General features: G+C 59.3%; 19 protein-coding genes. 7 read left to right on the plus strand and 12 right to left on the minus strand.

Annotation, left to right across the window (positions count from 1 at the left end):
- The first annotated feature begins 95 nt into the window (after positions 1–95).
- Complete coding sequence (locus tag AC3IUF_RS05615) at positions 96–305, plus strand: cold-shock protein (RefSeq protein WP_007908870.1); 210 nt, start codon at positions 96–98, stop codon at positions 303–305.
- 111 nt (positions 306–416) lie between these two features.
- On the opposite strand, the gene AC3IUF_RS05620 is transcribed toward AC3IUF_RS05615, so the two are convergent.
- The 4 genes from AC3IUF_RS05620 to AC3IUF_RS05635 all read right to left on the minus strand — a co-directional run bounded on the left by AC3IUF_RS05620 (position 417) and on the right by AC3IUF_RS05635 (position 5623).
- Entirely contained in the window at positions 417–794 is a 378-nt protein-coding gene (locus tag AC3IUF_RS05620; RefSeq protein WP_007908869.1) for a hypothetical protein, read from the minus strand.
- A gap of 75 nt (positions 795–869) precedes the next feature.
- The gene (locus AC3IUF_RS05625) at positions 870–1679 is read right to left on the minus strand and encodes a putative RNA methyltransferase (RefSeq protein WP_007908868.1); all 810 of its coding nucleotides are present in this window, start codon (positions 1677–1679) and stop codon (positions 870–872) included.
- Entirely contained in the window at positions 1679–2830 is a 1152-nt protein-coding gene (gene dapE, locus AC3IUF_RS05630) for a succinyl-diaminopimelate desuccinylase (protein WP_007908867.1), read from the minus strand. The genes AC3IUF_RS05625 and dapE overlap by 1 nt, the downstream gene beginning before the upstream one ends.
- Before the next feature lie 204 nt (positions 2831–3034).
- Positions 3035–5623 (minus strand): glycosyltransferase, encoded by a 2589-nt coding sequence (locus AC3IUF_RS05635; RefSeq protein WP_007908866.1) that lies wholly within the window; start codon positions 5621–5623, stop codon positions 3035–3037.
- Positions 5624–5837: 214 nt separating this feature from the next.
- Between AC3IUF_RS05635 and tcdA the strand changes: the two genes are divergently transcribed.
- On the plus strand, positions 5838–6656 hold the full coding sequence (gene tcdA, locus AC3IUF_RS05640; protein WP_007908865.1) for a tRNA cyclic N6-threonylcarbamoyladenosine(37) synthase TcdA: 819 nt from the start codon (positions 5838–5840) through the stop codon (positions 6654–6656).
- A 115-nt stretch (positions 6657–6771) separates the two neighbouring features.
- On the opposite strand, the gene AC3IUF_RS05645 is transcribed toward tcdA, so the two are convergent.
- The 4 genes from AC3IUF_RS05645 to AC3IUF_RS05660 form a co-directional block, all read right to left on the minus strand.
- A complete protein-coding gene (locus tag AC3IUF_RS05645; RefSeq protein WP_123374592.1) occupies positions 6772–7176 on the minus strand; it encodes a SufE family protein in 405 nt (134 codons plus the stop codon).
- Positions 7173–8378, minus strand: a complete 1206-nt coding sequence (locus AC3IUF_RS05650; RefSeq protein WP_123374593.1) for an aminotransferase class V-fold PLP-dependent enzyme — start codon at positions 8376–8378, stop codon at positions 7173–7175. The genes AC3IUF_RS05645 and AC3IUF_RS05650 overlap by 4 nt, the downstream gene beginning before the upstream one ends.
- 133 nt (positions 8379–8511) lie before the next feature.
- Positions 8512–9546, minus strand: coding sequence for a 2,3,4,5-tetrahydropyridine-2,6-dicarboxylate N-succinyltransferase (gene dapD / locus AC3IUF_RS05655; RefSeq protein ID WP_007949650.1), 1035 nt, complete (start codon positions 9544–9546; stop codon positions 8512–8514).
- Positions 9547–9579: 33 nt separating this feature from the next.
- A complete protein-coding gene (locus AC3IUF_RS05660; RefSeq protein WP_489280599.1) occupies positions 9580–9942 on the minus strand; it encodes an ArsC family reductase in 363 nt (120 codons plus the stop codon).
- Positions 9943–10233: 291 nt separating this feature from the next.
- Between AC3IUF_RS05660 and AC3IUF_RS05665 the strand changes: the two genes are divergently transcribed.
- Positions 10234–11865: a Na+/H+ antiporter gene (locus AC3IUF_RS05665; RefSeq protein ID WP_007908861.1), complete on the plus strand. Its 1632-nt coding sequence runs from the start codon at positions 10234–10236 to the stop codon at positions 11863–11865.
- Here AC3IUF_RS05665 and AC3IUF_RS05670 read toward each other — a convergent pair.
- The 4 genes from AC3IUF_RS05670 to map form a co-directional block, all read right to left on the minus strand.
- Positions 11858–12550 carry a M12 family metallopeptidase gene (locus AC3IUF_RS05670; RefSeq protein WP_489280601.1) on the minus strand — a complete coding sequence of 231 codons (693 nt, stop codon included), beginning with the start codon at positions 12548–12550 and terminating at the stop codon, positions 11858–11860. The two genes, AC3IUF_RS05665 and AC3IUF_RS05670, sit on opposite strands and share 8 nt — an antisense overlap.
- Positions 12551–12752: 202 nt before the next feature.
- A complete protein-coding gene (gene dapC / locus AC3IUF_RS05675; RefSeq protein WP_007908859.1) occupies positions 12753–13952 on the minus strand; it encodes a succinyldiaminopimelate transaminase in 1200 nt (399 codons plus the stop codon).
- Between the two features lie 43 nt (positions 13953–13995).
- Positions 13996–16698: a [protein-PII] uridylyltransferase gene (locus AC3IUF_RS05680; protein ID WP_007908858.1), complete on the minus strand. Its 2703-nt coding sequence runs from the start codon at positions 16696–16698 to the stop codon at positions 13996–13998.
- A 41-nt stretch (positions 16699–16739) separates the two neighbouring features.
- Complete coding sequence (gene map, locus AC3IUF_RS05685; protein WP_007908857.1) at positions 16740–17522, minus strand: type I methionyl aminopeptidase; 783 nt, start codon at positions 17520–17522, stop codon at positions 16740–16742.
- A 373-nt stretch (positions 17523–17895) separates the two neighbouring features.
- On the opposite strand from map, the gene rpsB reads away from it, so the two are divergent.
- The 4 genes from rpsB (at position 17896) to frr (ending at position 21196) form a co-directional block, all read left to right on the plus strand.
- The gene (gene rpsB, locus AC3IUF_RS05690; RefSeq protein WP_003222119.1) at positions 17896–18633 is read left to right on the plus strand and encodes a 30S ribosomal protein S2; all 738 of its coding nucleotides are present in this window, start codon (positions 17896–17898) and stop codon (positions 18631–18633) included.
- Between the two features lie 192 nt (positions 18634–18825).
- Positions 18826–19689: a translation elongation factor Ts gene (gene tsf, locus AC3IUF_RS05695; protein ID WP_007908856.1), complete on the plus strand. Its 864-nt coding sequence runs from the start codon at positions 18826–18828 to the stop codon at positions 19687–19689.
- A 209-nt stretch (positions 19690–19898) separates the two neighbouring features.
- Positions 19899–20642 carry a UMP kinase gene (gene pyrH, locus AC3IUF_RS05700; protein ID WP_003222124.1) on the plus strand — a complete coding sequence of 248 codons (744 nt, stop codon included), beginning with the start codon at positions 19899–19901 and terminating at the stop codon, positions 20640–20642.
- Entirely contained in the window at positions 20639–21196 is a 558-nt protein-coding gene (frr, locus tag AC3IUF_RS05705; RefSeq protein ID WP_007908855.1) for a ribosome recycling factor, read from the plus strand. Before pyrH ends, frr begins: the two co-directional genes overlap by 4 nt.
- The last annotated feature ends 3 nt before the right edge of the window (positions 21197–21199 follow it).

Below are 21199 nucleotides of genomic sequence, written 5' to 3' on the forward strand. Positions count from 1 at the left end.
CCGGGGCCCATTTATGGACGTCGGGCGCAGGCTGACGTTCCGCAAAGGCTTTCCTGCGAAAAGCCTGTCCAATAATAAAAAAGGAGTATGAACAGATGGCAACACGTGAAACCGGCAACGTGAAGTGGTTCAACGACGCCAAGGGCTACGGCTTTATCCAGCGCGAAGACGGGGTGGACGTGTTCGTGCACTACCGCGCGATTCGCGGCGAAGGGCATCGGTCGCTGACTGAAGGCCAGCAGGTCGAATACGCGGTGATTACTGGCGAGAAGGGTTTGCAGGCTGAGGATGTTGTAGGCCTGTAATGATCGTTCCCACGCTCTGCGTGGGAACGCCTCAACGGACGCTCCGCGTCCGCATTGGGACGCAGAGCGTCCCTGGCTGCATTCCCACGCGGAGCGTGGGAACGATCAGTATCAGGCGGTTTTCCAGGTGATTTCTTCTTCACCATCGGCGCTGATGCGCATCCAGCGATCCGCCGTTTCCTCGCCTTCTTCTTCAACCCACGTGCCCGGTGCGCAACGCACTTCCACGTTCAGCGCAGCGAATGCGGCGCGGGCGCAGGCGATGTCGTCGTCCCACGGCGTCTGGTCGCTTTCCAGGTACAGGCTGTTCCATTTGCCCACCGCTTTCGGTAGCCAGGTCACCGGCACGTTGCCGGCCTTGCACTTGTAGGTCTGGCCTTTCTGTACCCAGTCACTGCACGGGCCCAACGCGGCGCCCAGCCAGGCCGAAATGGCCTTGTGGTCGACGTCGGCGTCTTTCAGGTAAATCTCGATATCCGGTTGGCGCATGGATGTCCTCACTGCGGGTCTGAAAAATCCATTCGCGGATTTAGCCGGCCCCGGGCAATCGCCCGAGACCAAAAGTTATTGAAGAACGAAATAATCGTAGCGCATCGACACGGTGGTCTCGAACGGCTCGGCCTGTTCGATCACCGCCGCGCGACGCTCGGCACTGGCGCGCCAGCCGTGGGGTGTCATCGCCAACAGGTTGGCGCGATCCTCGGGCTTGTCCAGTGTCAGTTTGAATTCCAGGGTTTCACTGTGCGCCAGCGCCATGCCTTCCGGCACCAGGGCCAGGTGCTTGTCGTCGGTGTATTCGCGCACTTCGTCGTACAGGCGTTCGCGCAATTCCATCAGGTGGCCGCTGGTCGGGCCGACTTTCATCAGACCGCCGCCGACACTGAGCAGACGCTTGGCTTCCTCCCAGTCCAGCGGACTGAAAACACTGGCGAGAAACTGGCAACTGCCCGACGCCAACGGCACGCGGGCCATGCTGGCGATCAACCAGCTAATCGCCGGATTACGTTTGCAGGCGCGTTTGACTGCTTCGCGGGAGATGTCCAGCGCGTAGCCATCAGCGTTCGGCAAGGCCTCGGCGATTTGCGCGGTGTAATACCCCTCGCCACAACCGATGTCGACCCAGCGATCTGGCGCATAACTCGCTGCCAGTTCGGCCAGACGCTTGGCCACCGGCGCGTAATGGCCGGCGTTCAGGAAGTCACGGCGCGCCTCGACCATGGCCTGGTTGTCACCAGGGTCGCGGCTGTTCTTGTGTTGCACCGGCAGCAGGTTCAGATAACCCTGCCGCGCGCGGTCGAAGCGGTGGCCGGCGGGGCAGACCACGCCGTTGTCCACTGTATTCAGCGGTTCACTGCAAATGGGGCAAGCAAGCATCAGGCGAGCAACTTGATCAGGGTCTGGTAGTAGATCTCGGTCAGTACGTCGAGATCGGCTGCCAGCACGCGTTCGTTGACCTGGTGAATGGTCGCGTTGACCGGCCCCAGTTCAACCACCTGCGTGCCCATGGTCGCAATGAAGCGGCCATCGGAAGTACCGCCGCTGGTGGACGCTTTGGTCTCGCGACCGGTGATGTCCTTGATGCTCGCGGACACCGCATCGAGCAGTGCGCCCGGTTCGGTGAGGAACGGCAGGCCGGACAGCGCCCAGTCGATGTGCCAGTCCAGATCGTGCTTGTCGAGAATATCGGCCACACGCTTCTGCAGGCCTTCAACGGTCGATTCGGTGGAGAAACGGAAGTTGAACACCGCCACCAGATCACCTGGAATCACGTTGGTCGCGCCGGTGCCGGAGTTGACGTTGGAGATCTGGAAGCTGGTCGGCGGGAAGAAATCGTTGCCGTGATCCCAATGCTCGGCGGCCAGTTCGGCCAGCGCTGGAGCGGCGAGGTGGATCGGGTTTTTGGCCAGATGCGGATAGGCGACGTGACCCTGAATGCCTTTGACCGTGAGCTTGGCGCCCAGCGAGCCGCGACGGCCGTTCTTAACCACGTCGCCGACCAGAGTGGTGCTCGACGGTTCGCCGACGATGCACCAGTCCAGACGCTCGTTGCGTGCCGCCAGACGCTCGACCACAGCCTTAGTGCCGTGGTGTGCCGGGCCTTCTTCGTCGCTGGTGATCAGGAACGCGACCTTGCCCTTGTGGTTCGGGTAGTCGGCGACAAAGCGCTCGGCGGCAACGGTCATCGACGCTAGGCTGCCTTTCATGTCTGCCGCGCCACGGCCGCAGAGCATGCCGTGTTCGTCGATCACCGCGTTGAACGGGTCGATCTGCCACGCGGTCACCGGACCGGTCGGCACCACGTCGGTGTGGCCAGCGAAGCACAGCACCGGGCCGTCGTTGCTGCCGTGGGTCGCCCAGAAGTTATCCACATCTTCGATGCGCATCGGCTCGAGAGTGAAACCGGCATCGCCCAGGCGCTGCATCATCTGCTTCTGGCAATCGGCGTCGACCGGCGTCACGGACGGACGGCGGATCAGGTCGATGGCGAGTTGGAGGGTCGGCGAAAGGTCGGCGTGGGCCGTCATGTAAATAACTCCGGGTGCGCACGGTAAACCTGTAGGAGCTGCCGAAGGCTGCGATCTTTTGATTTTGTTTTTTAAAATCAACAGCAAGATCAAAAGATCGCAGCCTTCGGCAGCTCCTACCGAGTTTGTTGGCATTGAAAAAGGCGGTCATTCTAAAGCAAAACGGCGGCCCGAAGGCCGCCGTTTGACGTTATCCGTTACCGATTATGCAGCTGCCGGCTCAGGCTTGGCCGCAGGTTTCGGCAACGACGACAGGAACGCCATGATCAGTGCTGCCAGATACGGCAGCGACTGCACCAGCAACATCACCACCCAGAAACGCATGTCGTTGCTCGGCATGCCGTTGACCAAGAAGATCCCCAGCGCCGCGCCCCACAACAGCAGCATGATGAACAGCTCTTCCCGCGCCTCGGAAATCGCCACCCAGAAGCCATGGTTGTCGGCGTTTTTCGGCGTGCGGAAGAACGGAATGCTGCTGGTGAAGAAGCCGTACAGCACCGCTTTGGCGATGGTGTGCGACAACGCCAGCCCGGCCAGCGCCGCGCAGAATGCATCTTTCAGGTTCACGCCAACGGCGCGACGGTAGAGGAAGATGATCTTGCCGACCTTGAACACGAACAGAGCCAGAGGCGGAATCGCGAAGATCAGCAGCGGCGGATCGACTCGTTGCGGCACGATGATCATCGCCGCCGACCACAACAAAGCGCCGACGGTGAAGAAGATGTTCATGCCATCCGCGACCCACGGCAACCAGCCCGCGAGGAAGTGGTAACGCTGGCCGCGCGTCAGTTCGGTGTCCTTGCCGCGCAGCAGGCTGCCGGTGTGACGCTTGATGATCTGGATCGCACCGTAGGCCCAACGGAAACGCTGCTTCTTGAAGTCGATAAACGTATCCGGCATCAGCCCCTTGCCGTAGCTGTCGTGGTAATACGCCGCCGACAGGCCTTTCTCGAACACGCGCAGACCGAGTTCGGCGTCCTCACAGATGCACCAGTCGGCCCAGCCCAATTCTTCCAGAACCGAACGCCGGGTCATGGTCATAGTGCCGTGCTGAATGATCGCGTCACGGTCGTTACGAGTAACCATGCCGATGTGGAAGAAGCCTTTGTATTCGGCGTAGCAAAGCTTTTTGAAGGTGCTTTCGTTCTGGTCGCGATAATCCTGCGGCGACTGCACCACAGCGATTTTCGGGTCGGCGAAGTGCGGCACCATGTGCTTGAGCCAGTTCGGGTGCACGCAGTAATCGGAGTCGATCACGGCGATCACTTCGGCATCTTTGGCGGTGTGCGGGATCAGGTAGTTCAGCGCGCCGCCCTTGAAACCGGCCAGGGGCGAGACGTGGAAGAACTTGAAGCGCGGGCCGAGGGTTGCGCAGTAGTCGCGCACCGGTTCCCACACCGCCGGATCCTTGGTGTTGTTGTCGATGATCAGGACTTCGTAGTCCGGATAATCGAGGGCGGCGAGGGCGTCGAGGGTCTGTTTGACCATCTCCGGCGGCTCGTTGTAGCACGGCACGTGGATCGAAACTTTCGGCCGATAGCTGGAATCGCCCTCGACCGGCAGGAACTCGCGCCGACGCTTGTGAATCCACACCGCTTCGGCCAGCTCATGCGCCTCCGTCAGCAAGACGATAAACACCCCGAGCGCGCCGAGCGCTAAGAGGAATCCGACCGTCAAACTGAACCATGTGCTGTATTGCAGGCTGTAGTCGTAACCGATCCACACCAATACCGAACCGCAAAGAAACGCGATAAAGGTCAGGAAGATCCGCCCACGTTGACGCAGGGCCGAGCCGTCGATCATCAGCAAGGTCAGCGACAACAGCGCCAGCACCACCGAACCGATTGCCAGCACGCGCCATTGCGGGATCGCCACGACCGGGCCTTCGAAGTTGAATTTCTGCTGACGCGCGGCGTTGAACACGCCCCAGTAGGCGCCGACCGAACCTTCGTCGCTGGCCTTCCACGGCTGGTCGAACGCTTCGATCACGAAGTAGTTGAAGCCCTGGCGATTGAGCTTGTTGACCAGGGTGCGCAGGTAGATCGCTTGATCTGCCGGCGACGCATCGGCGCCACCGCGCATGCGACCGTTGCTCGGCCAGCCGACCTCGGAGAGCAGCAGCGGTTTTTTCGGGAACAGCTTTTTCAGGTCGCGGGCGCGGTCGAAAACGAACTGCCCGGCCTTGTCGACGGGGATGAATTCCCAGTACGGCAGAACGTGCGCGGCAATCAGGTCAACGTGCTTGGCCAGTTGTGGGTATTTCTCCCAGATGTGCCATTGCTCGGACGTGGTGACCGGTACTTTCACGGCTGCACGCACGCGATCGAGAAGAACGATCAATGCCTCTGGGGTGATTTCTTCACGAAATAGCGCTTCGTTACCCACGACAACGCGAACCACGCTGCGTGACGTATTGGCCAGTTCGATGGCTTTGGTGATTTCCCGTTCGTTGCGTTCCTGATCCGGACTGATCCAGATGCCGAGGGTGACCCGAAGGCCGAACTCTTCAGCCAGTTTCGGGATGTCTCCCAGCGAGCCGTCCACCGAGTAGATGCGGATGTTATCCGTCAGCTTGCTCATGATCTCCAGATCGCGGCGCATTTCGTCGTCAGTCGGATACTGATCCTTCTGCGGATATTGTCCCTGCTGGAACGGCGAGTAGGAGAAACCGGAGATCTGCTCCGGCCAGTTCGGCGCCGAAACCGGGCGATTGATCAGCGCCCAGAAACCGGTGAACAGGGCGGCGATTGCCAGAACCACCACCAGGTTGAGTCCAAATTTACGCGATGACATAGCTATTTCGGGTTCCAAAGGCTGTGGAACGGAGGATCGGTCGGCTAGACGCCCGAGGGGCGCGCATCCTACACCGGCAGTTCACAAGTCGTACATCAGACAGGGAAATGCCCGACATTGGGCAGCCGACTTTGACTTAAGTTCTTACACTTGTAGCGCGAAGCTTAAAACTTGTCGCTGTGTAGCCCTATAATGCGCGCCGGTTTTTGGGGTAATGGTCATGAGTACAGAAGATCCGCGGTTTGCAGGCATCGCCCGTTTGTATGGCATCGAAGGCCTGGCGCGTTTGCGCGCGGCCCATGTGGCGATCGTCGGCGTCGGTGGCGTCGGTTCCTGGGCGGCGGAAGCCATGGCCCGTTGTGGTGTCGGTGAGATTTCGCTGTTCGATCTCGATGACGTCTGCGTCAGCAACGCCAACCGTCAGTTGCACGCGCTGGACAGCACCGTCGGCAAACCCAAGGTCGAGGTGATGGCCGAGCGCCTGCGCGGGATCAACCCGGATTGCACCGTGCACGCCGTGGCGGATTTCGTCACCCGCGAGACCATGGCTGAATACATCACGCCGAACATCGACTGCGTGATTGACTGCATCGACGCGGTCAACGCCAAGGCTGCGCTGATCGCCTGGTGCAAGCGCCGCAAGATCCAGATCATTACCACGGGCGGCGCGGGCGGGCAGATCGATCCGACGCTGATTCAGGTGTGTGATCTCAACCGTACGTTCAACGACCCGTTGGCCTCGAAAGTGCGCTCGACGTTGCGTCGCGATTATGGTTTTTCGCGCACCGTGACTCGGCATTACAGCGTGCCGTGTGTGTTTTCCACGGAGCAACTGCGTTATCCGAAGCCGGATGGCAGCATTTGTTTGCAGAAGAGCTTTGTCGGCGACGGTGTGAAGCTGGACTGCGCGGGTGGATTTGGCGCGGTGATGATGGTCACGGCGACGTTTGGCATGGTCGCGGCGACCAAGGCTGTGGACAAGATTGTTGCGGGGGTTCGGCGTCCGGCTGACCGAGTTAAACCTCAGGCTTGATGCTGGGGCTTATGCCCTCATCGCTGGCAAGCCAGCTCCCACAGGTATTGGGTAAGTTCACTGCATCTATGAACACCATAGAACCCTGTGGGAGCTGGCTTGCCAGCGATGGCGATTAACCAGCCAACTCATTCATTCGCTGGAGCACTGCATTGAGGCCATTGCTGCGCGATGGCGATAGCTGCCGCGAAAGGCCGAGCTGATTGAACCAGTCCGGCAAATCAATTTGCTTCAGATCAGCGCCCGACAAGCCATTTACCCGCAACAAGAGCAACGCCACCAACCCGCGAATCATCCGCGCATCGCTACTCGCCGCAAATTGCCAGTGACCGTCACGCAACTCCCCAACCAGCCACACCTGACTCTCACAGCCATGCACCCGGTTAGCCTCGCACTTGTCCGCATCGCTGAGCGCTGTCAGACGATCACCAAACTGCATCAACAACCGCGCCCGCTGTTCCCAGCCGGCCGCGTTTTGAAAAGTCTGCAGCGCCTCGGCGGCTTCGAGCGGCAAGCTCATCGCAACAACTCCAGCGCCTGATCCAGCGCTTCAAAAAAGCGCTCCAGATCTTCCGAATCGTTGTACAGCGCCAGTGACACACGAATCGCCCCGGCCAGCTCAAAGCTTTTCAGCAGCGGCATCGCGCAATGATGCCCGGCGCGCACGGCAATGCCTTGCTCAGTCAGCAAGTGCGCCAAATCAGCGTTGTGCACACCTTCAACGACGAAACTCGCCAGCGCCAATTGCGGCTTGCCGAGCAGACGAATGCCGTTACGCGCCGCGAGTCCATGCAGCAAATAGTCATGCAACGCGGCTTCATGGGCAGACACAGCGTCCTGATCCAGACCCGCCAGATAATCCAGCGTGGCGCCAAGGCCGATGACACTGGCAATCGGCGGCGTACCGGCCTCGAAACCCAGCGGCGCAGGGCGAAAGCGCGAGTCGTGATAGTTGGCTTCCAGGACCATTTCGCCGCCGAACTGCCAGGGCTTCAGCTGCTCAAGTGCGGCATTGCGCCCGAACAGCACGCCAAGGCCATCAGGCCCATAGAGCTTGTGGCTGGAAAATACATAAAAGTCGCAACCCAGCGCCTGCACGTCATGCCGACCATGCACCACGCCTTGCGCGCCATCGACCACGGTCAGCGCGTTCTGCGCCTTGGCCATGCCCAGCAACGCCGGCAATGGCTGCCACGCGCCGAGCACGTTGGACAACTGACTGACTGCCAGCAATCGCGTGCGCGGGCCTATCAAATGCACAGCGGCAGCAAGGTCGATCAGGCCGTCGGCATCCAGCGGCAGGATCACCAGTTTGAGACTTCGCCGTTGGGCCAGTTGCTGCCACGGCAGCAGGTTGGCGTGATGCTCCAGGGCGCTAATGACAATTTCATCGCCAGGGTGGAAAAGATGTTCCAGGCCATACGCCAGGAGGTTCAGCGCACTGGTGGCGCCATGGGTAAAGATGATCTGCCCGCTGTCACCGGCATTCAGCCACTGGGCAACCTTCAGCCGACTGTCCTCGAACGCCTGCGTGGCATGGGCGCCGGGCAGGTGTTGCGCACGATGCACATTGGCCGCGCCGTTGGCGTAGTAATGCGTCAGTGCGTCGAGCAGGGCCTGGGGTTTTTGCGTGGTGGCGGCGTTGTCCAGATAGGTCTGGTCTTGCCGTTGCAGCGCGGCGATGGCCGGGAAATCGGCACGCCACGGGGAGGGAATCATCACAGTTTTTAGCCCTGGTGAAGAGGGGCGGGATGTACGCCAAATCCTGTAGGAGTGAGCCTGCTCGCGATGGCGTCCGTGAGGGCGCTAAAAGCATCGCGAGCAGGCTCACTCCTACAATGGATTATTCAAGCACTTAGTTGTGAGCGTGCAGCGCTTCGTTCAGTTCGATCGCCGATTTGTGGGTTTTGCACTCCACAGCACCGGTTTCCGAATTGCGACGGAACAGCAGGTCAGTCTGACCGGCCAGCTCACGCGCCTTCACAACCTTGACCAGATTGTTGTTTTCGTCGAGCAGCGCCACCTTGGTGCCGGCCGTCACGTACAGGCCCGACTCAACGGTGTTGCGGTCGCCCAACGGGATACCGATACCGGCGTTGGCGCCGATCAGGCAGCCTTCGCCGACCTTGATCACGATGTTGCCGCCGCCCGACAGGGTGCCCATGGTCGAGCAACCGCCGCCCAGGTCCGAACCCTTGCCGACGAATACGCCAGCGGAAACGCGGCCTTCGATCATGCCCGGGCCTTCGGTGCCGGCGTTGAAGTTGATGAAACCTTCGTGCATCACGGTGGTGCCTTCACCGACGTAAGCGCCCAGACGCAGACGCGCGGCGTCAGCGATACGCACGCCAGCCGGAACCACGTAGTCGGTCATTTTCGGGAACTTGTCCACCGAGAATACTTCCAGCAACTCGCCGCGCAGACGCGCTTCCAGTTGCATTTCCGCCAGTTCGCTCAGGTCGATGGCGCCCTGGCTGGTCCAGGCAACGTTCGGCAGCAACGGGAAGATACCGGCCAGGCTCACGCCGTGCGGCTTGACCAGACGGTGCGACAGCAGATGCAGCTTGAGGTAAGCCTCAGGTGTCGAGGTCAGTTGCGAGTCTTCTGCCAGCAGGGTGGCGACCAGCGGCTTGTGGCTTTCGGCCAGACGGGTCAACAGCTTGCCTTGCACGGCGTCGATGCCTTTTACGGCTTCAGCCAGTTGCGCAGCCTGAGCGGTGGTGAAGGTAATGGCCTGGTTGCCTTCGGTATAACCGAGGATCGGCGCAACAGCGGCGACCAGTTCGGCCGATGGGTTGAGCAGTGGCTGTGCGTAGAACACTTCCAGCCACGCGCCTTGACGGTTCTGAGTGCCGACACCAAAGGCGATGCTGAACAGGGAATTGGACATGTAAATACACCTCTACAAAGAGTGACGGGCTGCTTACTTCAGAGCGGCCGCGTAGATATCTGGCTTGAAGCCAATCAGGGTTCGGTCACCGAAATCGAGCACCGGGCGCTTGATCATCGAGGGTTGAGCGAGCATCAGTTCGATGGCTTTCGACTGGTCGAGATCGGCTTTACGTTCGTCGTCGAGTTTGCGAAAGGTCGTGCCTGCACGGTTCAACACCGTTTGCCAGCCATGTTCGTCACACCATTGGGTCAGGTGCTCACGGTCGATGCCGGCGGTCTTGTAGTCGTGAAAGTCGTAGCTGACAGCGTGTTCATCGAGCCAGGTGCGCGCCTTCTTCATGGTGTCGCAGGCTTTGATGCCGAAAAGGTGCAACGTTTTACTTGAAACGGTCAAGGAATCGCCCCCTTTACAGGTGCTGGAGAAAAATGGTGTCGGATTATGCCATGACCAAACGGTTTCGTCGGCCACGGTTGTCGTAACGCTGCAAAACCTGTGGGAGCGAGCCTGCTCGCGAAGGGGCCGCTTCAGTCAATTGAGTGTTGATTGATCAACCGCATTCGCGAGCAGGCTCGCTCCCACAAGGGGACTGCGTTGCGGGCGTGCGACATAGGTGCAACGGTCAGACACAGCCTAAGCGGCTAATATGGCAGTTCAACGCTGTCGATTGTCTGAGATTTCCGCTTTATGCAAACTGCTTACACCGTCCTCATCCTGCTGATGCTGGTCAGCGTCTCGCGTCTGGTCGGACGGGTCATCCCGCTGCCGCTGCCACTGGTCCAGATTGCCGCCGGCGCCTTGCTCGCCTGGCCGACGCTGGGGCTGCACGTGGCCCTCGATCCCGAATTGTTCCTGTTTCTGTTTCTGCCGCCATTGTTGTTCTCCGACGGCTGGCGCATGCCCAAGCGCGAGTTCTGGCACCTGCGCGGGCCGATCCTTACGCTGGCGGTGGGACTAGTGCTGTTCACCGTGGTCGGCGCCGGCTACTTCATTCATTGGTTATTGCCGTCAATTCCGCTGCCGGTGGCCTTCGCCCTGGCGGCAGTGTTGTCGCCTACGGACGCCGTGGCGGTGTCGGCCATTTCGCAAAATCGCTTGCCGACCCCGCTGATGCATATATTGCAGGGCGAGGCGCTGATGAACGATGCCTCGGGTTTGGTGACCTTCAAGTTCGCCCTGGTGGCGGCCATCACGGGCGTGTTCTCGCTGACCAACGCCAGCCTGACCTTTGTCGTGGTGGCGCTCGGCGGACTGGCGGTCGGTGTGGCATTGAGCTGGCTGGTCGGGCGCTTGCGGGCGTGGATGATCGCTCGCGGTTGGGACGATCCCGCGACGCACGTTGTGTTCATGTTGCTGTTGCCGTTCGCCGCTTATGTATTGGCCGAACGTCTTGGCGTGTCGGGCATTCTCTCGGCCGTGGCGGCGGGGATGATGCAGAGCTGGCTCGATCTGCTGCCACGACAGACCAGCACTCGCTTGCTTAATCGCAGTGTCTGGTCGCTGCTGGAGTTCGCTTTCAACGGGCTGATTTTCCTCCTGCTCGGCCTGCAATTGCCGGACATCATCAAAGCCGTGGTCAGCCACGAGCCGACGCTGTGGCCGACGTTGTTTTACCGTTGCTTGGATGTAGTGGCGATTTTCCTCGCGCTGGTATTACTGCGATTTATCTGGGTGCAGAGCATCTGGCGTTTATCGGTATTGCTGCGGCGTTTGCGCGGTAAGGGTGATCTGACGCAAGTGCCGACCGCGCGCTCCTGCTGGCTGCTGACCGTCGGCGGTGTGCGCGGTGCGGTGACGCTGGCCGGCGTGATGTCGGTGCCGATGTTGATGGGGGCGGAGGCGTTTCCCGAGCGTGATCTGCTGATCTTCATTGCTGCCGGGGTTATTTTGCTGTCGCTGATTTCGGCGTGCATCGCGCTGCCGCTGTTGTTGCGCGGCATCGAGAAAAGTCCGGATGACAAACGGCGCCAGGAAGTGCGCGACGCGTGGCGTAAAACCGCAGAGGCGGCGATTCACGCGCTCGAAACCGAAGAAACTACCCCGCAGGACGCTGCTCAAGCCGCTCTGTCAGCCGAGCTGAAGGCGCGGATCATGTCCGAGTATCGCCATCAACTGGATGTCTTCAACGATTCCGCCGAAGCGCAGGCCCTGGCGTTCCAGATGGATCTGCTTGAGCGTCGCCTGCGCTTGAAGGCGCTGAGGGCGCAGCGCCTGGAGCTCTATAGTCTCAGTCGTCAGCATCAGATAGGTGATGACGTTCTCCGAGAAGTGTTGGCCGATCTGGATTTGAGCGAGGCCAACTTGGGGCAGGTCAAATAACCTGAGCTTGATAATCAATGGCCGGATAACTTTTTTTGGCCAGGCGTTTGTCCCGTTCACTGAGTTTCAGGTTGAAGGCAATCTCGAAGTTGCCGTGGGTCAGAAAGTTGGGTGCCGGATAATGCAAGATGGAAAGGCTGTCGTATTCTCCTCTGGAAGTAATGTCGCAACTGTCGAGGCGGAAGATATTCAGTTCAATTTCTTCGCGGTTCCAGCCCTGAGTTTCGCTGAAGTACTTGTACACAGCTTCTATATCCCATGGAATATTGGCATCGGGATGCAGATGGGCATGATGAAACCCCAGTGCATGTCCGAACTCATGCAGCAGCGTGGCTTCAAACAGCGGGTGTTGCGGTTCAGTCTGGATGACCAGCGTAGGTTCTTCTGGATCGACTTCCAACGCTTCGGTGCCGATTTCCGACCAGTTCGCTTCGCCGTTCAGGGCGATACGGATCTGTCCCAGGCCTTGTTCGACCAGGGCAAATGTCAGGCTGACAAAGGGCTCCCATTGACGAATTATCCGTTCGACCCGGTAGGCCAATTCATCGGGTAAATCCTCCATGAACGAAAAAGTTACCGTACTGGCGTTGTCCCATAACCGGTTGGAACAGACGATAGAACGCTTGTGACGTTCTCCCGAGGTGAAGTTGCGACTGCGCATTTTGACGAAGGGGTAATGGTGCATGATCAATATCCATATTGATTGACAAGGTGCTTAGGGTGGTGCCCGGAAGTTTTTTAATCGATAGGGCGCGACGGATAGTTACGGTAACTGTTCATCTGAAGACTATCTTTGGAGCGGGCAGGTAGGAAGTCGGTAATTGCTTTGATATGTATCGCGGTGATAAAACCGCGCGCCAGATTGCCTGGCGCGGGCCAAATACTACTTATTGCTGACGGGTGATAAAGGCGCGAATCCGCTCGGCGGCTTCGACACATTCGGCCAGTGGCGCAACCAGCGCCATGCGCACACGCCCTGCGCCCGGGTTGACGCCATCGACATCACGAGACAGGTACGAGCCCGGCACCACGGTCACGTGCTCCTGCTCAAACAGATCGCGGCAGAACGCGGCGTCATCACCTTGCACGTTCGGCCACAGGTAGAAGCTGCCATCCGGACGCTGCACGTCCATCACCGGGCTGAGGATTTCCAGCACCGCATCGAATTTCTCGCGATACAGCGCACGGTTGGCGCGTACATGCACTTCGTCATTCCACGCCGCCACGCTGGCCAGTTGCGTTTGTACCGGCATCGCGCAGCCGTGGTAGGTGCGATACAGCAGGAAGCCTTTGAGGATGTCGGCGTCGCCGGCAACGAAACCGGAGCGCAGGCCTGGCAGGTTGGAGCGCTTGGACAGGCTATGGAACACCACGCAACGCTTGAAGTCCTTGCGGCCCAGTTCGACACAGGCTGTGAGCAGGCCCGGCGGCGGCGTTTGCTCATCGAAGTACAACTCGCTGTAGCACTCGTCGGCGGCGATCACGAAATCGTACTCGTCGGCCAGAGCGATCAGCTTTTTCAGGGTGTCGACCGGGATCAGCGCGCCCGTCGGGTTGCCCGGCGAGCAGAGGAAGAGGATCTGGCAGCGTTTCCAGATGTCTGGCGAAACGGCATCGAAATCCGGATTGAAGCCGTTTTCGTCGAGGCACGGCAGGTAGTGCGGCTTGGCCCCGGCGAGGAACGCCGCGCCTTCGTAGATCTGGTAGAACGGGTTAGGGCTGACCACCAGCGCGTCGTCGCCACGGTTGACCACGGTCTGGGTGAACGCGAACAGCGCTTCACGGGTGCCGTTCACCGGCAGTACGTTGCGCGCCGGATCGATCCAGCCGCCAGGCACACCGAATCGCCGCTCGCACCAGCCGGCAATGGCTTCACGCAGCGCCGGGATACCGAGGGTAGTCGGATACACCGCCATCTGATCCAGGCTGTTAGCCAGCGCTTCAGCGACAAAGCTTGGCGAGCGGTGTTTCGGCTCGCCGATCGACAGGGCGATCGGGCGTTTTTCCGGGTTCGGCGTTACGGTGCCGAGCAGGGCGCGGAGCTTTTCGAACGGGTACGGCTGGAGCTGGTTCAGAGCGTTGTTCATTGGGGCTGGGTCTCTCGCAAAGCCATTTGAATCCGGGGCGCCATCAAATACTGATGCGCGACAATTTGATATCGGGTTCCTGATTGACGCTCAGTTGCTCAACGATCGCATCCTGCAAACGGCTGCACAGCAACGGGTCGGACAGCGGCTGGTTGTGAGCGTCGGTGATGAAGAACACGTCTTCGACCCGCTCGCCGAGGGTCGCAATCTTGGCGTTCTGCAGCGACAGGTCGAATTCGAGGAAAATCCCGCCGATCCGCGCCAGCAGTCCCGGGCGGTCGGGTGCGGTCAATTCCAGCACGGTCACCGGACGCTGGGCATCGTTGTGAATCGTCACCTGCGGCGCAAAGGCGAAATGCTTGAGCTGGCGCGGCACGCGACGCTGGATGATCGTCGGGTAGTCGTCCGGATTGCGCAGGGCTTCGGTCAGGCCTTCGCGGATCTGCTTGACCCGTGCCGGGTTGTCGCCGATGGATTCGCCTTCGTTGTCGAGCACGATGTAGGTGTCGAGGGTGAACTGGCTACTCGAGGTGATAACCCGGGCGTCGTGAATGTTCAGGTTGAGCTGATCCATTGCCGCCACGGTCACGGCGAAGAAGTCATGCTGGTCCGGCGCATAAATGAAGATCTGCGTGCCGCCCTCGAATTCGCGCTGGGTGGTTTCCTTGATCAGCACCAACGGCCCGCCATCGACCGGTTGCTGCAGGATCGCATCACTGTGCCAGGCCACGTCGCCGGCGGTGTGGCGCAGGAAATAGTCATCGCCCAACTGCGCCCACAACTGCTCGACATCGTCCGGATCGGTGCCACCACGCACCAGAATATCCAGCGCGGCACTTTGGGTCTGGCGGATCTGTTCTTCGCGATCCACCGGGTTTTCCAGGCCGCGGCGCAAGGCGCGCTTGGTCTCGGTATAGAGCTGGCGCAACAGGCTGGCGCGCCACGAATTCCACAGCGTCGGGTTGGTCGCGTTGATGTCGGCAACCGTCAGCACATAGAGATAGTCGAGGCGGGTTTCATCGCCGACAGCCAGGGCAAAGTCATGGATCACCTGCGGATCGGACAAGTCCTTGCGCTGCGCGGTGGTCGACATCACCAGATGGTTCTGCACCAGCCAGACAATCAGGCGGCTGTCCCACAGTGGCAACTGATGTCGCTGGCAGAACGCCTCGGCATCGACCGCGCCGATTTCCGAGTGATCGCCATGCCGGCCCTTGCCGATGTCGTGGTACAGACCGGCCATGTAGATCAGTTCGGGCTTGGGCAGTTTGGCCATGAGCTTGGCGGCCAGCGGGAATTTCTCCGAGACCTGGGTGTACTGCAATTTGCGCAGGTGTTTGATCAGGTTCAGCGTGTGCGCATCGACCGTATAGATGTGGAACAGGTCGTGCTGCATCTGCCCGACGATAAAGCCGAACTCCGGCAGGTAACGCCCGAGAATGCCGTAACGGTTCATCCGGCGCAGGTTGCGGTGGATGCCGATCTTGCACTTGAACAGCTCGATGAACAGGCTGGTGTTGCGAATATCGTTGCGGAAGTTGTCGTCGATCAGGTGACGGTGCTCGCGCAGCAGACGAATGGTGTCGGCGCGTACGCCTTTGATCTCCGGCTGCTGCGCCATCAGCACGAAAATCTCGAGCATGGCGAACGGCGTGCGGCGGAACACGTTGTCGTTGCGTGCCTCGATATAGCCGTCGTGGAGCTGGAAGCGCGAGTTGATCGGCTGCGGCGGCGCTTCGTCTTCCGGGGCGAGGATGACTTCCTCGAAGTGCTGGATGATCAGGTCGCTGAGCTGGGCGATGCTCATTACCACGCGGAAATACTGTTGCATGAAGTTTTCGACGGCCTGTTTGGCGTCGTCACCTTCAAACCCGAGCAGCCCGGCGATGGTGCGCTGGTGATCGAACAGCAAGCGGTCTTCGGAGCGGCCCGCCAGCATGTGCAGCGCATAGCGCACTTTCCAGAGGAATTCCTGGGAAGAGGCGAGCAGGGCGTTTTCGCTTTCGACCAGGAAACCTTCGCCGGCGAGGGCGCGCAGGTTCAGGGTGCCGTACTGACGCCGGGCCACCCACAGAATCGTCTGGATATCCCGCAAGCCGCCGGGCGAGCCTTTGACGTTGGGTTCCAGGTTGTATTCAGTGTCGTTGTACTTGTGGTGACGGGCCTTTTGCTCGGCACGCTTGGCCAGGAAGAACTCCTTGGCCGGCCACATGTGTGCGGTGCTGGTGACGTCGAGCATGCGCTGACGCAGACGCTCGGGGCCGCAGATGGTGCGGCTTTCCATCAGGTTGGTGACGACGGTCAGGTCGGCGCGGGCTTCTTCGGCGCATTCATCGACCGAGCGCACGCTCTGGCCGACTTCCAGGCCGATGTCCCACAGCAGCGTCAGAAAACGCTCGATAGAGTCACGGAAAACTTCGTGATCGGCGCTGTCCAGCAGGATCAGCAAATCAATGTCGGAATACGGGTGCAACTCACCGCGGCCGTAGCCGCCGACCGCGACCAGCGCGATGTCGGCGTCTTCGCTCCAGGTGAACTGCTCCCAGGCCTTTTGCAGGATGTTGTCGACGAACCAGGCACGGTCTTCGATCAGACGGCGAATGTCGCGGCCATTGCGAAAACGCGTGTCGAGTACTTCGCGAGCCTGGCGGATCGCCTTCTTGAACGCCGCGATGGGACTCGCTTTCAGGGCCAGTTCAGCCTGGAACTGGCCGCGGTCGAAGAGTTCGGGATCCACCTGCGGCATCGATTGGCTTTCCTTCTATAAGGCTGGGAGCGTTGTGTGGATCAGGCCGAGACGCGCGGGATGGTGTCATCGGCGCGCAGGGTGAAGATCTCGTAACCGGTGTCGGTGACCAGCAGGGTGTGCTCCCACTGGGCCGAGAGCTTGCGGTCTTTGGTGATCGCGGTCCAGCCGTCGCCCAATACTTTGGTGTCGGCCTTGCCCTGGTTGATCATCGGTTCGATGGTGAAGGTCATGCCGGCCTTCAGTTCCATGCCGGTGCCGGCACGGCCGTAGTGCAGGATCTGCGGTTCTTCGTGGAAGACCTTGCCGATGCCATGGCCGCAGAACTCGCGAACCACCGAGAAGCCGTTCTTCTCGGCGTGCTTCTGGATGACTTCGCCGATGTCGCCGAGGCGGCAGCCAGGTTTGACGATTTCGATCGCCTTGTACATGCATTCCTGAGTGATCTGCGACAGGCGCTCGGCCCACACCGGCACTTCGCCGACATGGAACATGCGGCTGGTGTCGCCGTGGTAGCCGTCTTTGATCACGGTGACGTCGATGTTCAGGGTGTCGCCGTTTTTCAGCGGTTTGTCGTTCGGGATGCCGTGGCAGACCACGTGGTTGATCGAGGTGCAGATCGACTTCGGGTAGCCCTTGTAGTTGAGCGGGGCAGGGATGGCTTGCTGCACGTTGACGATGTAGTCGTGGCAGATCTGGTTCAGCTCATCGGTGGTGACGCCCGGTTTGACATGTTCGGCAATCATTTCCAGCACATCGGCGGCCAGTTTGCCGGCGACACGCATGCCAGCGATGTCCTCGGGGGTTTTGAGGTTGACGGTCATACAGGCTCTCTCTGCGCTCGGCGGCGCTTGCTGATACGAATAGGGTGGCAGGTGTGCGTTTTGCGACCCTGAAAAACGCGATTCTAACAGACGCACGGCGCAATTCAGCGCCCGCGTGCATCGCTTCTCTCTATACAATGGTGCGTTCGGGGCCGATTCCAAGGGGGCTGCGCCCATGTCCTTGGTGCGAATACAGATTCCGGGTTCCGTTTCTGCGCACCCTGTGGTATAAAATGCGCCGCTTTCCGGGGATACCCCGAAAAGCTTAAATCCACACACGTGTCGACACGATGACCTGGGTGCTTTTGGCTTTATGCCACTGGTTGGTCATTGGGATACGTGGAGGCCAAACCCGACTTATTAAGGAACTATCATGTCCCAAGTCAATATGCGCGATATGCTGAAGGCCGGTGTGCACTTCGGTCACCAAACCCGTTACTGGAATCCGAAAATGGGTAAGTACATTTTCGGCGCGCGTAACAAGATTCACATCATCAACCTTGAAAAAACCCTGCCAATGTTCAACGAAGCTCTGACTTTCGTAGAGCGTCTGGCCCAGGGCAAAAACAAGATTCTGTTCGTCGGCACCAAGCGTTCCGCTGGCAAGATCGTTGCTGAAGAAGCAGCACGTTGCGGTTCGCCGTACGTCGATCACCGCTGGTTGGGCGGCATGCTGACCAACTTCAAAACCATTCGTGCTTCCATCAAGCGTCTGCGTGACCTTGAAGTTCAAGCCGAAGACGGTACTTTCGCCAAGCTGACCAAGAAAGAAGCGCTGATGCGCTCCCGTGATCTTGAGAAGCTGGATCGTTCGCTGGGCGGCATCAAGGACATGGGCGGTCTGCCAGACGCACTGTTCGTGATCGACGTTGACCACGAGCGCATCGCGATCACCGAAGCCAACAAGCTGGGCATCCCGGTAATCGGCGTTGTCGACACCAACAGCAGCCCGGAAGGCGTTGACTACATCATCCCAGGCAACGATGACGCAATCCGCGCTATCCAGCTGTACATGGGTTCGATGGCTGACGCAGTAATCCGTGGTCGCAACAATGTTGCTGGCGGCACTGTAGAATTCGCAGCTGAAGAAACTCAGGCTGCAGCTGAGTAATTAACGCCCTGGCGTTGACTCAGTAAGCAAAAAGGGGGCTTGGCCCCCTTTTTGCCACCTCGAAAACCATTTGTCGGCGGCGCAGCTACAGCTTCTGTAACGTGCAGCAGCTACAACGTGGGGTTTGGGACGAATTGAACGCCCGTTCGATCGGGTGGAATGGTTGAAAACCTATCCAAGAGGAATTTGAAAATGGCAGCAATTACTGCAGCGTTGGTTAAAGAACTGCGCGAGCGTACCGGCGAAGGCATGATGGATTGCAAGAAAGCCCTGGAAAAGGCTGACGGCGACATCGAAAAAGCCATTGATGACATGCGTGCTTCGGGCGCAATCAAGGCTGCCAAAAAAGCTGGCAACGTTGCCGCTGAAGGCGCCATCGCTCTGAAAGAAGACGGCAAATCTGCTGTTCTGCTGGAAGTGAACTCGCAGACCGACTTCCTGGCTCTGCAGGACGACTTCAAGGCATTCGTTGCTGAAAGCATTGAAAAAGCTTTCGCTGACAAGCTGACTGATGTTGCTCCGCTGATCGAAGCTCAAGAAGCTGCTCGCCTGGTACTGGTCGGCAAGGTTGGCGAAAACGTCAACATCCGTCGTTTGGTTCGCGTAGAAGGCGACGTTGTTGGTGGCTACCTGCACGGCAACAAGATCGGTGTTGCAGTTGTTCTGAAAGGCGGCAACGTTGAACTGGCCAAAGACATCGCTATGCACGTAGCGGCCAGCAACCCTGAGTTCCTGCTGCCATCGGAAGTTTCGGCTGAAGCTATCGAACGTGAAAAAGCTGTGTTCCTGCAGTTGAACGAAGAAAAAATCAAAGGCAAGCCAGAAAACATTGTTGAAAATATGGTCAAAGGCCGTATCAGCAAGTTCCTGGCTGAAGCAAGCCTGGTTGAGCAGGCGTTCGTCAAGAACCCTGAAATCAAGGTTGGCGAACTGGCCAAGAAAGCCGGTGCTGAAATCGTTTCCTTCACCTACTTCAAAGTAGGCGAGGGCATCGAGAAGCCGGTCGACAACTTCGCTGAAGAAGTTGCTGCCCAGCTGGCTGCCGCCAAGCAATAAGACGGTTTTTCAACTGTCGCCCGAAAGAGGCTGCCCGCTCACGCGCGCAGCCTCTTTTCAGATGGGGTTGCCAATTTTTTATTGGTTTCCACTTGGAACTGACTTACAAAGCCATGTTCCGATGGCGCTGAAGCAGCGCCAAGCTAGAGTGAACGCCAGCTGTAAACAGCTCGCAAAGAATTTTAAATACGCCGCAGGAGAGATTCGCAATGGCTCAGCAGGGCAGTGGTTATCAGGCTCGCTATAAACGCATTCTACTCAAGCTTAGCGGCGAGGCCCTGATGGGCTCGGAAGAGTTCGGGATCGATCCAAAAGTGCTGGATCGGATGGCACTGGAAGTCGGCCAGCTGGTCGGCATCGGCGTGCAGGTCGGTCTGGTGATCGGCGGTGGCAACCTGTTCCGTGGCGAAGCCTTGAGCAAAGCCGGTATGGATCGGGTGACAGGCGACCACATGGGCATGCTGGCCACTGTGATGAACGCCCTGGCCATGCGTGATGCGCTGGAACGTGCCAATATCTCGGCCATCGTGATGTCGGCCATTTCCATGGTTGGCGTGACCGATCACTATGATCGCCGCAAGGCCATGCGCCACCTGAACTCCAAGGACGTGGTGATTTTCGCGGCCGGTACCGGTAATCCGTTCTTTACCACGGATTCTGCAGCCTGCCTGCGCGCAATCGAGATCGATGCCGACGTCGTGCTCAAAGCGACCAAGGTCGATGGCGTCTACACCGCTGACCCGTTCAAAGACCCGCATGCCGAGAAGTTCGATCATCTGACTTATGATGAAGTGCTGGATCGCAAGCTGGGTGTAATGGATCTGACAGCTATTTGCCTGTGCCGCGACCACAAGATGCCGCTGCGCGTATTCAACATGAACAAGCCTGGTGCCCTGCTGAACATCGTCCATGGCGGCGCTGAAGGCACCCTGATCGAGGAAGGTCAACAATGATCAACGAAATCAAAAAAGACGCTCAAGAGCGCATGCAAAAATCCCTGGACTCTCTGGCCCATGCATTCGGCCAGATTCGTACCGGCAAGGCTCACCCAAGCATTCTGGGTAGCGTGATGGTGCCGTACTACGGCGCTGACACCTCCATCACCCAAGTGGCCAACATCACTGTAAAAGACTCGCGCACTCTGCAAGTCGTGGCCTTCGAGCGCAACATGCTCGCAGCGGTCGACAAGGCAATCCAGAGCGCTGGCCTGAACCTCAACCCGACCAACCTGGGCGAGTTGTTGCTGATTTCCATGCCTGCCCTGACTGAAGAAACCCGCAAGGGCTTCACCAAGCAGGCGCGCAGTGCTGCTGAAGACGCTCGTGTTGCCGTGCGCAACATCCGTCGTGACGCCTTGGGCGAGCTGAAGAAACTGGTCAAGGACAAAGAAATCAGCGAAGACGAAGAGCGTCGTGCCGCTGCCGATATTCAGAAGCTCACCGACAAGGCCGAGGCTGATATCGACACGGCTACCAAGCAAAAAGAAGCGGATCTGATGGCCGTATAAGGT

The organism is Pseudomonas sp. KH_040, from assembly GCF_057839305.1.

What these genes read in the sequence shown, in the direction of transcription:
- AC3IUF_RS05615 (WP_007908870.1), top strand. Translation starts at nt 96, where the DNA reads ATGGCAACACGTGAAACCGGCAACGTGAAGTGGTTCAACGACGCCAAG.
- AC3IUF_RS05620 (WP_007908869.1), bottom strand. Translation starts at nt 794, where the DNA reads ATGCGCCAACCGGATATCGAGATTTACCTGAAAGACGCCGACGTCGAC.
- AC3IUF_RS05625 (WP_007908868.1), bottom strand. Translation starts at nt 1,679, where the DNA reads ATGCTTGCTTGCCCCATTTGCAGTGAACCGCTGAATACAGTGGACAAC.
- dapE (WP_007908867.1), bottom strand. Translation starts at nt 2,830, where the DNA reads ATGACGGCCCACGCCGACCTTTCGCCGACCCTCCAACTCGCCATCGAC.
- AC3IUF_RS05635 (WP_007908866.1), bottom strand. Translation starts at nt 5,623, where the DNA reads ATGTCATCGCGTAAATTTGGACTCAACCTGGTGGTGGTTCTGGCAATC.
- tcdA (WP_007908865.1), top strand. Translation starts at nt 5,838, where the DNA reads ATGGTCATGAGTACAGAAGATCCGCGGTTTGCAGGCATCGCCCGTTTG.
- AC3IUF_RS05645 (WP_123374592.1), bottom strand. Translation starts at nt 7,176, where the DNA reads ATGAGCTTGCCGCTCGAAGCCGCCGAGGCGCTGCAGACTTTTCAAAAC.
- dapD (WP_007949650.1), bottom strand. Translation starts at nt 9,546, where the DNA reads ATGTCCAATTCCCTGTTCAGCATCGCCTTTGGTGTCGGCACTCAGAAC.
- AC3IUF_RS05665 (WP_007908861.1), top strand. Translation starts at nt 10,234, where the DNA reads ATGCAAACTGCTTACACCGTCCTCATCCTGCTGATGCTGGTCAGCGTC.
- AC3IUF_RS05670 (WP_489280601.1), bottom strand. Translation starts at nt 12,550, where the DNA reads ATGCACCATTACCCCTTCGTCAAAATGCGCAGTCGCAACTTCACCTCG.
- dapC (WP_007908859.1), bottom strand. Translation starts at nt 13,952, where the DNA reads ATGAACAACGCTCTGAACCAGCTCCAGCCGTACCCGTTCGAAAAGCTC.
- AC3IUF_RS05680 (WP_007908858.1), bottom strand. Translation starts at nt 16,698, where the DNA reads ATGCCGCAGGTGGATCCCGAACTCTTCGACCGCGGCCAGTTCCAGGCT.
- map (WP_007908857.1), bottom strand. Translation starts at nt 17,522, where the DNA reads ATGACCGTCAACCTCAAAACCCCCGAGGACATCGCTGGCATGCGTGTC.
- rpsB (WP_003222119.1), top strand. Translation starts at nt 17,896, where the DNA reads ATGTCCCAAGTCAATATGCGCGATATGCTGAAGGCCGGTGTGCACTTC.
- tsf (WP_007908856.1), top strand. Translation starts at nt 18,826, where the DNA reads ATGGCAGCAATTACTGCAGCGTTGGTTAAAGAACTGCGCGAGCGTACC.
- pyrH (WP_003222124.1), top strand. Translation starts at nt 19,899, where the DNA reads ATGGCTCAGCAGGGCAGTGGTTATCAGGCTCGCTATAAACGCATTCTA.
- frr (WP_007908855.1), top strand. Translation starts at nt 20,639, where the DNA reads ATGATCAACGAAATCAAAAAAGACGCTCAAGAGCGCATGCAAAAATCC.